Genomic DNA, 14,069 nt, shown 5'->3' with positions numbered 1-14,069 from the left:
CCATTATTTTGTTATAATTAAATTTAAAGTTACTATATATAGTGTTTATAATAGAAAGGTGTGACTGCATGAACACATTCATGTTTAACCACAAGAATGTCAAGTACACTCTTGTAAGTAACATATTTATAGATAAATTTATGACATCAGCTAGAGGGCAATACGTAAAGGTCTATTTACTTGGTCTTAGATATTGTATGTCTGGTGAACTTGGGGTAAACTCTGCTAGTATTGCAGATACTCTTCACATATTAGAAGATGATGTTATGAATGCATGGAATTACTGGAGTGATGAAGGGGTAATTAAGATGAATTCCCTTGACGATTCAGGTACTTATTCTATAGAATTTTTAGATTTAGACAATGCACCAAAACAAGACCCTACAGATACTGCTATACTATCAAAATTAAAGGATAATTCTATTAAGGGTATGATGAAAGAAATAGAACAACTCCTAGCACGTCCTCTTTCAAATAAAGAAATGACAATGTATTTAAGCTGGCAAAAAGACTTTGATTTTTCTCCAGAACTTATACTTCTTTTAATGCAGTATAGCGTTTCAAAAGGAAAACGTGATTACAGATATATTGAAAAAATAGCAATAGCATGGCATGATGCTAAAATTAAAACAGTTGATGATGCCCAAGCTTTTATTAAAGCTCATGAAGACAAATGGCTTAACATTAAAAAGATATTAAATTACCTAGGAATTAAAAATTCAGAAGTTATGAAGCCACAGGAGCAAATGCTTGATAAATGGATTAGTGTTTACAAATTTCCTTTAGATATAATATATAAAGCTTGCGATATTTGTTTTGAAAGATTAAATAAAGCTGAATTTAAATATATAGATGGAATTCTAAATAATTGGTTTAAAAATGATTTAAGAACTATTGAAGATATAGAAAAGAAAGATAAATTAAAAGGTAACTTTAAGAAAAAGAACTATTATGGCAATAATACTAATACTAGCACAGATTCATTTAATAACTATGAGCAACGCTCTTATGACTTTAGTGAACTAGAAAAAAAATTACTAGGATGGGATAATGATGATTAAGGGTTACCAACATAAGATTTTAAAAATGTACGAAAAAATAAGAGAAGATGAAACACATAATCTTAAAAATAGAAAAGAAGAAGTTTACTCTAAGTTTCCTGAGATTGAGGAACTGGAAAAAGAGATAAATAAACTATGTGTAAAACTTTCTATAAGTGCATTTAAACCAATAAAAAATAGAGAAGAATTCTTACATGACCTACGTGAAAAAATAACTGACCTTAGAATGAAGAAAACAGAACTTTTAGTGTCTAATGGTTATGATATGGATTATCTAAAAACTAGATACCAATGTCCTAAATGCAAAGATACAGGTTTTATTGGACCAACTAAATGTGAATGTTATAAACCAAAATTAATTAAGCTTTACTATGAAAACTCTGAACTTAGTCAGCTACTTAGGACTAATAATTTTAGAAACTTTAAATATGACTATTATCCATCAACTAGAGATAGTGAAAATCCCAAAAGTTCTAGAAAGAACATGGAAGAGATAATAAAAACTATTATGTACTTTATAGAAACTTTTGATAGTGGAAAAGATAATCTCTTGTTTTATGGAAATTCAGGCACAGGAAAGACTTTTTTAACTCACTGTATTGCAAAGGAACTTCTAGACAGAGGAAATTTAGTAATTTATAGAACCGCTGAAGATCTTATTAAAAACCTTAGAGAAATAAGACTTGAAAATAATTACGAACTTGAAGATATACTTATCAATTGTGACTTACTTATAATTGACGATTTAGGTACTGAACAAATAAGTAATTTCACTAAAACAGAACTTTTTAATCTTTTAAATAAGAGAATACTTAAAAATAAAAAAATGGTTATTTCAACAAACTATACTTTAGAATCATTACTTAAAACATATTCTGAAAGAATAACTTCAAGATTATTTGGTAACTTCACTTTATGTAAATTTTATGGTGAAGATATACGTGTTAAAATAAATTTATCAAAAATGAGGTCTCAAAATTTATAGATATATCGGTTAGACCATACTAAAAAACGAGTAAATTATGAATACTATAATTTACTCGTTTTTTTTGCTTATATATTTTATATATACAACTAGATTTATACTTTTTAATTAATTAACAAAAAAATAAAAAACTAAGTAAAATTACTTAGTTTTTACTGGTGCTGGCACCAGGACTTGAACCCGGAACCTACTGATTACAAGTCAGTTGCTCTACCAGTTGAGCCATGCCAGCTAATATGGCGACCTAGAAGGGACTCGAACCCTCGACCTCCGGCGTGACAGGCCGGCACTCTAACCAACTGAGCCACTAGGCCACATTTGTTTTATGGTGGGCACAACAGGGCTCGAACCTGTGACCCCCTGCTTGTAAGGCAGATGCTCTCCCAGCTGAGCTATGCGCCCATAAAACTGTAAATGGTGACTCCTAGGGGAATCGAACCCCTGTTACCACCGTGAAAGGGTGGTGTCTTAACCGCTTGACCAAGGAGCCTTATTAAATTTTAAAATTGGTGCTGGCACCAGGACTTGAACCCGGAACCTACTGATTACAAGTCAGTTGCTCTACCAGTTGAGCCATGCCAGCTAATATATGGCGACCTAGAAGGGACTCGAACCCTCGACCTCCGGCGTGACAGGCCGGCACTCTAACCAACTGAGCCACTAGGCCACATTTTGTTTTATGGTGGGCACAACAGGGCTCGAACCTGTGACCCCCTGCTTGTAAGGCAGATGCTCTCCCAGCTGAGCTATGCGCCCATAAAACTGTAAATGGTGACTCCTAGGGGAATCGAACCCCTGTTACCACCGTGAAAGGGTGGTGTCTTAACCGCTTGACCAAGGAGCCTTGGTTTAATCTTTTGTTTTTCAAGTGTTTCGTTTCCGTCACACCCGACGAAGAATATATTACATGATATTTGATAAAGTGTCAACACATTTTCTGCATTTTTTTTTAATTTTATTATTTATTTTTTGTCATGTTATAGTTTTCAACCCCTAAAACCCTTATTTAATGGGAGTTTCGTCATTTTTCAAAATATAAAAATTTATTATATATTTTTATATTTCTTTATATAATTAATGCTATTTTTATTATTTTTTCTCTATTTTTATTTTTAAATTTATAAGTTTTTTGTACTAATTTTATTCTTTTATTTTTATTTTTTAGCTTTTTGTCTATTAAATTTTATTCTTTTTCTTTATTAAGATATAATAAAATATAAATGCATAACATAAGGAGAGATCATTTTGAAACATGATGTTATTATAGTTGGCGGAGGTGCCTCCGGAATCATAGCAGCTATTAATGCTAAAAATTTAGGATTAGACGTTGCCATAATAGAATCTAATAATAGAATTGCAAAAAAACTTTTAACAACAGGAAACGGTCGTTGTAATATTACAAATGAAAATATAACACTTGATAGATACCATAGCGAAAATAAAAGCTTTTTTAAAACTATTTTATCAAAATTTACTGTAGATAAAATCGAGGAATTTTTTAAAACTATAGGTATTTACCTTACAACTTTAGAGAACGGTAAAATGTATCCTATGTCCCTTCAAGCTTCATCTGTAATAGACGTATTAAAATCTACCTTAGAAGAGAGAGAAATACCTATTTACTTAGAAACTAAAGTAAAGGATATTATCCACTCTAAAAAAGGTTTTAAAATCTTTACTTCTTCAAATGATGATTTAACTAAAGAATTTAACTGCAATAAGTTAATTCTGTGTTGTGGAGGAAAATCAGCTCCTAAAACCGGCTCAGATGGCTCAGGATTTACTTTAGCTAAGAAATTAGGTCATAGCATTATAGAACCTATTCCAGCCCTTGTACAGCTTAAATTAGATTATAAAAAGCTAAAATCAATATCTGGGGTTAAGTTTGATGGAAGCGCTAAAATATTTATAGATAATGAATTTGTTCAAGAAGAACTTGGAGAGATTTTGTTTACTGATTATGGTATTTCAGGCCCACCAATACTTCAGCTTAGCAGAAATGCATCTTATTCAACTTCAAAGGGTAAAAATGTTACAATGTCAGTTGATATGATGAACAATTTTTCTAAAGAAGAATTAATTCATTTTTTAGAAAATCACTGGGGTGTTTTTGGATACAAAAGTGTTTATGATTCTCTTATAGGCATAATAAATAAAAAAATTATACCTATTCTTTTAAAAGAAGCTAACATTGAAAGTATACATAAACCTTGTTGGGAACTTACTTGGAAAGAAAAGAACAATATTTTTGATCTTCTTAAAGATTGGAGATTTAACGTCACTGGTACTAATGGCTTTAATAACGCTCAGGTCACTGCTGGGGGCGTAAATACTAAAGAAGTAGACGAAAGTACCCTTGAATCTAAAATCGTTCCTAATTTGTACTTTTGCGGTGAAATCTTAGATGTTGATGGTGATTGTGGTGGTTTTAACCTACAATGGGCATGGGCATCAGCTCTCGCAGTCTCTAATGTGCTGTATGAATTTTAGTTTTAAATATTAATTAAAAATAAAAAAGGATGGTAACAAAACATTTTGCTACCATCCTTAACCTTTATAAAACAAATAATAGTTATGTACCTTATTATTTATTTTTTTCCCAAAGAGTTTCTCCCTCAGTTAAAAGTTCTCCATTTTCTCTTAATATATTATGTACAAATTTCACTTTATCTTCATCTTCTTTAATTTTTCCTGTTATAACTTTTATACTTTCTCCGTACATAGTTTCTTTTTTATATGTTATTTTTGTATTTTTAAGAGTGTAATTTAATATTATATCTCGAGGAATACTTTCTATCATCCATGCAACGTATTTTTCATTATTAACATGACCATTAGTATCAATGTCACTATACCTTACCTTAAAGTTTATTTCTGTATTTTCTTCAGGTAGTTTATGTACATTTTCAATTTCTAATGTTTCTTCTTTATTTTCAAGTCCAAAAGCTTTAACCATCTCTTTAGAAATTCTAAGTGGTCTTCTCTTTTTTGTATCTATTAGTAGCCATGTAGATTTTGCCGATGCTATAATATTTCTATTTTCATCTAATATATAAAACTTTCTATAAGCATAGAATTTTTTTATGGAATATGGCTCTGTAACTGCTAATATCTTCTCTCTATACCTTGGATATCTCTCTACATTTATGTCCCATTTGTATAATATCCAAGCCATATTATTTTCCATCATGTAATTAATTCCAACACCTAATTCTTCCGATTGAAAAGTTGAAACATCTGTAAAAAAGTCTATTATGTTAGTAATTGTGGCTTGTTGTTTTAAGTGTGCTTCATAATAATGAATTTCATACTGTTTTTCTGTTATAATTCCGCTCATAAGTATCCTCCTTAAAATCCACATTTTAAATAAATAGTTAAAAGCACTATAATGTGCATTCAGTCTGCATTATTATAGTGCTTTTAATTATATTAAACTTATATTATATAGCCTTATTTAAAGCTTCTAAAAGTTTTTCAATATCCATACCATGAACCATTGCTGCTTGTTCTAAGCTTTCTCCTTGAGCTGATGGACATCCAACGCAACCCATTCCGAAGCTCATTAATATTTCAATTGAACTTGGGAAATTTCTTACGATTTCTCCTATAGTCATATCCTTAGTTATTTGCATTCTCTTCACCTCGTTTCAGTTTATTTAAGATAATTATACCAAACTTATAACGACGAATAAAGAAAATTTAAATTTCGCCAACTACTATAGTTTGATCTCTCTTTGGACCTACTGATACTATAGAAATTTTTGTATCTGTAAATTCTTCTATTTTCTTTAAGTAAATCTTAGCATTTTCAGGTAATTCTTCATAACTTCTAGCATCAGCTATGCTGTCGTCCCATCCGTCAAATTCTTCGTATACTGGTTTGCATTTAGCTAAATCTTCTAAAGATGCTGGGAAGTAATCTATTACCTTTCCGTCAAATTCATATCCAGTACAAACTTTAATCTTGTCGAATCCTGCAAGTGTATCTATTTTAGTTACAACAAAGCTTGTAAGTCCAGATATTCTAGCTGTACTTTTTAAGATTACAAGGTCAAGCCATCCACATCTTCTTGCTCTTCCTGTAGTTACTCCGTATTCGTGTCCCTTTTCTCTTAACTTTTCTCCCATTTCATCAAGAAGTTCTGTTGGGAAAGGTCCTTTTCCTACTCTTGTAGTGTAAGCTTTTGCAATACCTACTGCTCCTGTTATAGCTGTAGGTCCAACACCTGCTCCTGTGCAAACTCCACCAGCTACAGTGCTTGAAGATGTAACATATGGATAAGTACCATAGTCTATATCAAGTAATGAACCTTGAGCTCCTTCAAATAGTACATTCTTATTTTTCTTCATTTCATCATATATTATTACAGATATATCTGTAACATATGGTCTCATTCTGTCTGCATAAGCATTATATTCTTCAAATATCTTATCGAAGTCTAATTCTTCTCCGCCATAAAGTCTTATTAATTCATTTTTATCATTTATGTTTTGTCTTAACTTTTCTTCAAAGACATCTTTATGCATTAAATCGCAAACTCTAATTCCACTTCTTTCAGCTTTATCAGTGTATGCAGGTCCTATTCCTTTTCCTGTAGTTCCTATATCATTTTTTCCTCTAGCTTTTTCTTTTAAGCCATCAAGGATTCTGTGGTAAGGCATTATAAGTTGAGCTCTATCACTTACTTTTAATTTTTCTTTAGTAACTTTAACTCCTAAATCTTCTAGGTAGTTTATTTCTTCAAATAGAGCTTTTGGATCTATTACAACACCATTTCCTAATACATTTATTTTATCTTCATATAATATTCCTGATGGAACTAAGTGAAGTTTATATTCTTTATCTCCTACTACAACTGTATGACCAGCGTTATTTCCTCCTTGGAATCTAACAACAACGTCTGCTGTTTCAGCAAGATAATCTGTCATTTTTCCTTTTCCTTCATCGCCCCATTGAGCACCTAATACTACAAAAGCTGACATATGTTTCCCTCTCTTTCACCATACATTACATGATTTTTTTATCATAATGTAATATATTATTTTCTATTTATATTTAATTATTTTAACCTATTTTTTAATTTTTTTCACTATATCTCTTGCTACAATTACCCCAGTTGAAGAAGCCTGCATAAGTCCTCTTGTAATTCCTGCTCCATCTCCTATTGTATATAAATTATTTATATCAGTTTCAAATTTATTATTTGTTTCAAATTTACTTGAATAGAATTTAACTTCAACTCCATAAAGTAATGTATTTTTACTATAAAGTCCTGGAGCCACCTTATCAAAAGCTTTAAGTGCTTCTATTATAGATGTTAAATGCCTTTGAGGAAGTACAAAACTTAAATCTCCTGGTACTGCTGATTTTAATGTAGGTATTGTAGTAGATTTCTTTAATCTTGATTCGTCTGTTCTTCTACCCTTTAACAAATCCCCTAATCTTTGAACCATTATTGGTCCACCAGTTAACATATTTCCAAGCTGAGCTATATATTTTCCATAGTCAATTGGTTGATTAAACGGTTCTGTAAATGATGTTGATACAAGCATTGCAAAGTTAGTATTGTTAGTTCTTAACTTTTCTTCTGAATAACTATGACCATTTACTACTGCTATATTATTGTCATAATGTTCTTCAGATACCACACCACCTGGATTCATGCAAAACGTTCTAACTTTATTATCAAAGGTATCTGAATAATAAACAAGTTTTGCCTCATATAAGTCCTTAGTTAGGTGATCCATTATAGAATTTGGAACTTCAACTCTAACTCCTATATCAACCGCATTATTTTTAGTTTTTATATTTAATCTTTCGGCTTCTTTTGAAAGCCATTCAGCTCCACCACGACCTGGTGCAACTACAACATATCTACCCTTAATTTCACATCTTCCATATTTTGAATTAACTATAATTCCTGTAACTTTATTATCCTCAACAATAAGTTCTTCAGCTTCTGTAAGTTCGCTAAAGTCTGTATTGGTATTGTCTATAAGATGATGATACATATCCCTTAACACGTTATAAGCAAGTTCCGTTCCAAGATGTCTTACAGGACACTCCACTAAACGAATATTATGTTTACTTGCTTCGTATTTAATTTCTTCAACTCTTTCATTATTTAAACCATGAACTACCTTATTTGCACCAAACTTCAAATATATATTATCACAATAATTTATAAGATCTTTACATTCTTCTTCTGAATAATATTCAAGTATTCTTCCACCAACTTCTGGACTTAATGAAAGTTTTCCATCTGAAAAAGCACCTGCACCTGACCATCCGAATGTTATTGCACACGGATTGCAATTAACACACTTACCTGTCTTTCTTACAGGACAAGTTCTTTTTTCTATATTTCTTCCTTTGTCAATTATCAAAACACTTAATTCAGAGTTTAATCTTGTTACTTCTAAAGCCGTAAATATACCTGCTGGACCTGCTCCAATTATTATAACATCATAACTTTTTTTCATGGCTAAATCCCCCCTTACCTATAGTAGCAAAGGTGTGTTGGTTAGTCAATACAAATTGCGAATTATTAATATGTTTATTAAAATAATATTCGTAATTTTTTATTTTTTACACCCAAAAACTACTTATGTATACAAAATATAATAAATAAGGGTTTTTTGTTCACAATATACGTAAGGAACATTTATATATATTTAATATTCTCCTATTTTATATAAAATATAAAAAACCTATGAAATAAAATTTTTATTTCATAGGTTAATGTTTTTTAATTAGATTTTAACTTAATTAATTACTCTATATTATAATATTTGTTCAGTTTAATATATTATTTAATGTTATTTACTCATATTTTCAGCTTTTCTTACACACTTTTCAATAGATTCAATTACAGCTGCTCTAAATCCGCTCTTTTCTAATGAGTAAACAGCTTCTATTGTTGTGCCTCCTGGTGAACAAACATCATCCTTTAAAGCTCCTGGATGTTTTCCTGTTTCTAAAACCATTTTTGCAGAACCTAAAACTGCTTGTGCAGCCATTTTGTATGCCTTATCTCTTGGAAGTCCTTCAAGAACAGCTCCATCTGCTAAAGCTTCTATAAACATATAAACGTAAGCTGGTGATGAACCCGTTAATGCTGTAACTACGTTAATGTACTTTTCTTCAACTACTTCTACTTTACTAAAACATTTAAATAAATTAACTATTTCTTCAAGCTCTGCATCATTTATATTCGCATTAGGACATAATGCACTCATACCTTCTCCAACTAAAGCTGGTGTATTTGGCATTACTCTAACAACCTTTATTTCTCTACCAAAATTAGTTTCAGTTGTTTTAATATCAACTCCAGCTGCTATTGTAACTATAATAGTTTCTTTTTTAACTTTATCCTTTATTTCATCAATTACAGCTTTGTACATGTTAGGTTTAACTGATAAAAATAAAACATCTGCAAACTCTGCAACTTCATTATTATTATTTGTTGTTAAAATTCCTATTTCATCTTTCATAGCCTCTAATTTTTCTAAAAAATAATCACTTGCCATTATATTTTTAGAATCAACTAAGTTAGATTTAACAATTCCCTTAATCATGGCACTTCCCATGTTGCCACATCCGATAAATCCTATTTTCTTGTTCATATTGACCTCCTGTAAAATTGAATTAAATGTTTATTATATGATATAATTTGCTAAATTGATAATAATAATTTTATTATACACTTTTTATAAAAAACAACCTAATTATTAAATAAATTTAAGGGAGGTAAAACTGTTTTACAGTTATAAAATATGAACAATTTAAGAGAAACCTACATAAAAGACGTAAAAAGAATCGTAGTAAAGGTCGGTACATCAACATTAACTTATCCCACAGGACTACTTAACTTAAATAAAATAGAAAACCTAGTTAGACAGCTTTCCGATGCCCAAAATCGTGGAATTGAAGTTATTCTTGTATCATCTGGTGCAATAGGAGCAGGTATTGGAAAACTTGGACTTAAAGAGAGACCTAAAACTATTCCTGAAAAACAAGCAGCTGCTGCTGTAGGTCAAGGTATACTTTTACATATGTATGAAAAGATTTTTTCAGAATACGGAAAACCAGTAGGACAAATACTTTTAACTCGCGAGGACTTATCTCATAGAACTAGATTTTTAAATGCTAGTAACACTTTCTACTCACTACTTGAACAAGGCGTAATTCCTATTGTAAATGAAAATGACGCTATAGTAGTAGATGAAATTAAATTTGGTGATAACGACACTCTATCAGCTATGGTAGCAAGTCTTGTTGACGCTGATTTATTGATTTTAGTTACAGATATAGATGGACTATATGATTCAAATCCAAAAACAAATCCTGATGCTAAATTTATTCCTGTAGTTGATGAGATTACAGAGGATATTGTAGCTGCTGCAGGTGGTGCTGGAAGTTCACTTGGTACTGGTGGAATGGCAACTAAAATAAATGCAGGTAAAATCGCAACATCATCAGGTTCATCAATGGTTATCGTAAATGGAGACAATCGTAATTTCCTAACAGACATCCTTGATGGAAAAGAAATAGGTACATTATTCCTAGGACAAGAGGATCATGTTAAAGCAAAAAAACATTGGATGGCTTTTGCAACTAAGCCAACGGGTTCTATAATAGTAGATGATGGTGCAGAAAAAGCACTAGTAAACCATAATAAAAGCTTACTTCCAAAGGGTATAATATCTATTGATGGTACTTTTCAAGAAGGAGAAGTTGTGTCAATTTTAAATTCTAAAAAAGAAGAAATAGCACATGGAATTACAAATTATAACTCTATGGAAATTGATTTAATAAAGGGATTAGATTCTAATATAATAGAAGATAAACTAGGTTATAAAAACTATGATGAAGTAATTCACAAAAACAACTTAGTAATATTAGAAAACCTATAAGGAGGAACTAAAATGAACATAGAAAATTACGTAATTGAAACAGCAAGTCTTGCAAAATCCGCTGCAAGAAAAATGTCTATTGTAAGCACAGTTACTAAGAATAATGCTTTAAACGCTATGGCAGATGCTTTGATTGAAAATACTAATGCTATAATTGAAGCTAATAAAAAAGATATGGAAAACGGTAGAGAAAAGGGCCTTACTGAATCTTTACTTGATAGACTTCTACTTGATGAGGCAAGAATTAAATCAATGGCTCAAGGTTTAAGAGACGTTGCATCACTAGAAGATCCAATTGGAGAAGTAATAAGAATGTGGAGAAGACCTAACAATTTAAAAATTGGTCAAATTCGTGTTCCTCTAGGTGTTATCGGTATAATATATGAAGCTCGTCCTAACGTTACTGTTGACGCTGCTGCCCTTTGCGTAAAATCAGGTAATGCAGTTATTCTAAGAGGTGGTTCTGAAGCTATAAACTCAAACACAACTGTAGCTAGAATAATTTCAGAGGCTGCTACAAAAGCTGGTCTTCCAGAAGGTGCTATAAACCTTATCGAAAACCCAAGTAGAGATGCAGTAAATGTAATGATGAAATTAAATGATTATATAGATGTTTTAATTCCAAGAGGTGGAGCTGGACTTATAAATGCAGTAGTTAAAAACGCAACTGTTCCAGTAATTCAAACTGGTGTTGGAAACTGTCACGTATTTGTAGACGCATCTGCTGACCTTGAAATGGCTGCAAACATAGTTATAAATGCTAAAACTCAAAGACCAGCAGTATGTAATGCAATGGAAAGCTTACTTGTACACAAAGATATAGCTGATAAATTCCTTCCATACCTTGCTGAAAAATTAAAACCTTTAAATGTAGAAATAAAAGGATGCATAAGAACTCAATCTCTAGTTGAGGGAGCAACAGAGGCAACAGAAGAAGACTGGGCAAAGGAATATTTAGACTTCAAATTTGCAAGTAAAGTTGTTGACTCATTAGATGAAGCACTAGATCACATATATAAATACAGCACAAAACACTCAGAAGTAATAGTTACAAATAACTATGAAAACTCTCAAAGATTTTTAGCTGAAGTTGATGCTGCTGCTGTATATGTAAATGCCTCTTCACGTTTCACTGACGGGTCAGAATTTGGATTTGGTGCTGAAATCGGAATAAGCACACAAAAACTTCATGCAAGAGGACCTATGGGACTTAAAGAACTTACTTCTTCAAAATACATAATTTACGGAGAAGGTCAAATTAGATAACAACTAAGAAACTAAAATAGTGCGGATAATTTTTTATCAGCACTATTTTTATTTAAGTTTTATCTTTAAAATTATATAATTTTAAAATTATAAACATAATAGCAAAAAGACAGATACACAACGTTATACCTGTCTTTTTACTATTATTTAAGTTTATCGTTATCCTTCTTTCCCTCATAAAAAATTACAAGTATAACTATGCATATAACAATATACATAAAGTTTACGCACCTTGAAAATGCACTTATAAAAGCACTATAGTCAACTTCATCAATAGAATTATTTTTAAAAACTATTAATCTTTCGGCAATCTTAGCAGAAAATATATTAAATATTGATAATATAACTATAGAGCTAAATACTTTTATCTGTTTTTCCATAACCCTCCCCCCTGTTTTATTCATTGTATAAACGGCGTCTAAAACGTTTACAATGGCATGTACGAATTTATTATATAATACATTATTTTCTATTAAAAGTTATTTTCAATAGATTTTTATAAAAATGTTTTAACTTATTATAAAAATTTATAATTAAAGGAGCATTTGTAATAATTCAAATGCTCCCCTATTTATTCAAATAAATCTTTTGTAAGATCTTCTATCTCTCTTTTTCTTTTTTCAGTTTCTTTGTAGTCTATAGTTATTATGTCATGATGAAATTTTAACACGTCTCCCTCTTTTGCTTCTTTTGGGAGTTTATTTTTTAATATATTTACTACTTTTCTATCATCAAATTCTACTACTGCAAATTCCTCTTCAAATCTATCTATTGTCCCAAACATACCTTATCCTCCTTACACATATCCATACATTCCTCTAACGGATACCTCTCCAGATACAATTTTGTCCACTTTGCCATCATTGTATTCAACTATTAATTCTCCATCTTCAGTTAATCCAATAGCTTTTGCAAAGACTTCTTCATTTCTTTTTATTATCTTTATGTCATTTCCTATAAGCGCAGAGTTTTCTCTGCAAATATTTATGGATCTTTTTATAGTTTCGCTGTTTATAAATTCATCATATAGACTTTCAAAATTATTAAATATACTTGCAACAAGTTCCTTACGTTTAACTTTTTTCCCACTTTCTATTTTTATTGATGTTGCTATATCTTTTATATCTCCTGGGAAATCTTCATCTTCTATATTTACATTTATTCCAATGCCCATAATTATGTAGTTTATCTTATTTAGTTCTCCGCTCATTTCCGTTAAAATTCCACATACCTTTTTTCCATTTAAAACTATGTCATTTGGCCATTTTATAGTAGCCTTTAGTCCTAACTCATTAATGCTCATGCACACTGCTGCTGCACCAATTTGAGTGATTTTAGAGGCATCCATTGGTTCTATATCAGGTTTTAAAATAATAGACATCCATATACCATTAAATTTAGGAGATACCCACTGACGTCCAAGTCTACCTCGTCCCCCTGTTTGTTCTTCACTTATAACTACTGTTCCTTCTTTTGCTCCAGCAGTTCCTAGTTCCTTTGCTTTAGTATTAGTTGAATCTATTGTATTATAATATCTTATATCTTTTCCTATGTATTTTGTATTTAAATAAGGATTTACTTCTTCAAAAGTAAGTAAGTCTGGTGAAGAAATAAGCTTGTACCCTTTTCTTGATATTGATTCTATTTCATATCCATCTTCTTTTATTGATTTAATATGCTTCCAAACAGCAGCTCTACTTATACCAAGTTTCTCACTTATTTTCTCTCCAGATATGAAATTATCTTCATTTTCTTTCAGTAGGTTTATAATTTCTTCCTTCACTTTAAATCCCCCTTTTACTTTTTAAATAATTATATCATACAAAAAAGGATAAGAACTT

General features: G+C 30.8%; 13 protein-coding genes and 8 tRNA genes. 5 read left to right on the top strand and 16 right to left on the bottom strand.

All coding sequences use genetic code 11. The features are described 5' to 3' along the window. The first annotated feature begins 68 nt into the window (after positions 1-68). The gene (locus tag NT01CX_RS00260; RefSeq protein ID WP_011721036.1) at positions 69-1,061 is read left to right on the top strand and encodes a DnaD domain protein; all 993 of its coding nucleotides are present in this window, start codon (positions 69-71) and stop codon (positions 1,059-1,061) included. Next, positions 1,054-2,046, top strand: a complete 993-nt coding sequence (locus tag NT01CX_RS00255; RefSeq protein ID WP_011721035.1) for an ATP-binding protein — start codon at positions 1,054-1,056, stop codon at positions 2,044-2,046. The genes NT01CX_RS00260 and NT01CX_RS00255 overlap by 8 nt, the downstream gene beginning before the upstream one ends. Positions 2,047-2,202: 156 nt before the next feature. Here the strand turns inward: NT01CX_RS00255 and NT01CX_RS00250 are convergent. The 8 genes from NT01CX_RS00250 to NT01CX_RS00215 form a co-directional block, all read right to left on the bottom strand. Continuing rightward, positions 2,203-2,278, bottom strand: a tRNA-Thr gene (locus NT01CX_RS00250). Positions 2,279-2,283: 5 nt separating this feature from the next. Continuing rightward, positions 2,284-2,360 (bottom strand) — tRNA-Asp (locus tag NT01CX_RS00245). A 12-nt stretch (positions 2,361-2,372) separates the two neighbouring features. Continuing rightward, a tRNA-Val gene (locus NT01CX_RS00240) sits at positions 2,373-2,448 on the bottom strand. A 13-nt stretch (positions 2,449-2,461) separates the two neighbouring features. Further along, a tRNA-Glu gene (locus tag NT01CX_RS00235) sits at positions 2,462-2,536 on the bottom strand. A gap of 17 nt (positions 2,537-2,553) precedes the next feature. Continuing rightward, a tRNA-Thr gene (locus NT01CX_RS00230) sits at positions 2,554-2,629 on the bottom strand. Between the two features lie 7 nt (positions 2,630-2,636). Further along, positions 2,637-2,713: transfer RNA gene (locus NT01CX_RS00225), tRNA-Asp, on the bottom strand. Between the two features lie 13 nt (positions 2,714-2,726). Further along, a tRNA-Val gene (locus NT01CX_RS00220) sits at positions 2,727-2,802 on the bottom strand. A 13-nt stretch (positions 2,803-2,815) separates the two neighbouring features. After that, positions 2,816-2,890 (bottom strand) — tRNA-Glu (locus NT01CX_RS00215). Positions 2,891-3,291: 401 nt separating this feature from the next. Here NT01CX_RS00215 and NT01CX_RS00210 point away from each other — a divergent pair. Next, positions 3,292-4,536 carry an NAD(P)/FAD-dependent oxidoreductase gene (locus tag NT01CX_RS00210; RefSeq protein WP_011721034.1) on the top strand — a complete coding sequence of 415 codons (1,245 nt, stop codon included), beginning with the start codon at positions 3,292-3,294 and terminating at the stop codon, positions 4,534-4,536. 94 nt (positions 4,537-4,630) lie between these two features. Here the strand turns inward: NT01CX_RS00210 and NT01CX_RS00205 are convergent, their stop codons facing one another. From NT01CX_RS00205 to proC, 5 genes are all read right to left on the bottom strand, one after another. Next, entirely contained in the window at positions 4,631-5,383 is a 753-nt protein-coding gene (locus NT01CX_RS00205; protein WP_011721033.1) for an acyl-[acyl-carrier-protein] thioesterase, read from the bottom strand. A gap of 103 nt (positions 5,384-5,486) precedes the next feature. Next, on the bottom strand, positions 5,487-5,678 hold the full coding sequence (locus NT01CX_RS00200) for a DUF1858 domain-containing protein (RefSeq protein WP_011721032.1): 192 nt from the start codon (positions 5,676-5,678) through the stop codon (positions 5,487-5,489). Between the two features lie 67 nt (positions 5,679-5,745). Then, complete coding sequence (locus NT01CX_RS00195; protein WP_011721031.1) at positions 5,746-7,029, bottom strand: adenylosuccinate synthase; 1,284 nt, start codon at positions 7,027-7,029, stop codon at positions 5,746-5,748. A gap of 87 nt (positions 7,030-7,116) precedes the next feature. Then, positions 7,117-8,529, bottom strand: a complete 1,413-nt coding sequence (locus tag NT01CX_RS00190; RefSeq protein ID WP_011721030.1) for an NAD(P)/FAD-dependent oxidoreductase — start codon at positions 8,527-8,529, stop codon at positions 7,117-7,119. Between the two features lie 336 nt (positions 8,530-8,865). After that, positions 8,866-9,672: a pyrroline-5-carboxylate reductase gene (gene proC / locus NT01CX_RS00185; protein ID WP_011721029.1), complete on the bottom strand. Its 807-nt coding sequence runs from the start codon at positions 9,670-9,672 to the stop codon at positions 8,866-8,868. A gap of 150 nt (positions 9,673-9,822) precedes the next feature. On the opposite strand from proC, the gene proB reads away from it, so the two are divergent. Together proB and NT01CX_RS00175 are read left to right on the top strand one after the other, a co-directional pair. Further along, entirely contained in the window at positions 9,823-10,962 is a 1,140-nt protein-coding gene (gene proB / locus NT01CX_RS00180; RefSeq protein ID WP_011721028.1) for a glutamate 5-kinase, read from the top strand. Between the two features lie 12 nt (positions 10,963-10,974). Continuing rightward, positions 10,975-12,228, top strand: a complete 1,254-nt coding sequence (locus NT01CX_RS00175; RefSeq protein WP_011721027.1) for a glutamate-5-semialdehyde dehydrogenase — start codon at positions 10,975-10,977, stop codon at positions 12,226-12,228. A gap of 143 nt (positions 12,229-12,371) precedes the next feature. Here the strand turns inward: NT01CX_RS00175 and NT01CX_RS00170 are convergent, their stop codons facing one another. The 3 genes from NT01CX_RS00170 to NT01CX_RS00160 all read right to left on the bottom strand — a co-directional run bounded on the left by NT01CX_RS00170 (position 12,372) and on the right by NT01CX_RS00160 (position 14,011). Next, positions 12,372-12,608 (bottom strand): hypothetical protein, encoded by a 237-nt coding sequence (locus NT01CX_RS00170; protein ID WP_011721026.1) that lies wholly within the window; start codon positions 12,606-12,608, stop codon positions 12,372-12,374. Positions 12,609-12,799: 191 nt separating this feature from the next. Then, complete coding sequence (locus tag NT01CX_RS00165) at positions 12,800-13,012, bottom strand: DUF3006 domain-containing protein (protein ID WP_011721025.1); 213 nt, start codon at positions 13,010-13,012, stop codon at positions 12,800-12,802. A gap of 12 nt (positions 13,013-13,024) precedes the next feature. Beyond that, the gene (locus NT01CX_RS00160; RefSeq protein WP_011721024.1) at positions 13,025-14,011 is read right to left on the bottom strand and encodes a biotin--[acetyl-CoA-carboxylase] ligase; all 987 of its coding nucleotides are present in this window, start codon (positions 14,009-14,011) and stop codon (positions 13,025-13,027) included. Between the last annotated feature and the right edge of the window lie 58 nt (positions 14,012-14,069).

The organism is Clostridium novyi NT (genome assembly GCF_000014125.1).
Classification (GTDB): domain Bacteria; phylum Bacillota; class Clostridia; order Clostridiales; family Clostridiaceae; genus Clostridium_H; species Clostridium_H novyi.
The sequence above is the reverse complement of the archived record's forward strand: the minus strand, read 5'-3'. Positions and strand labels throughout refer to the sequence as shown.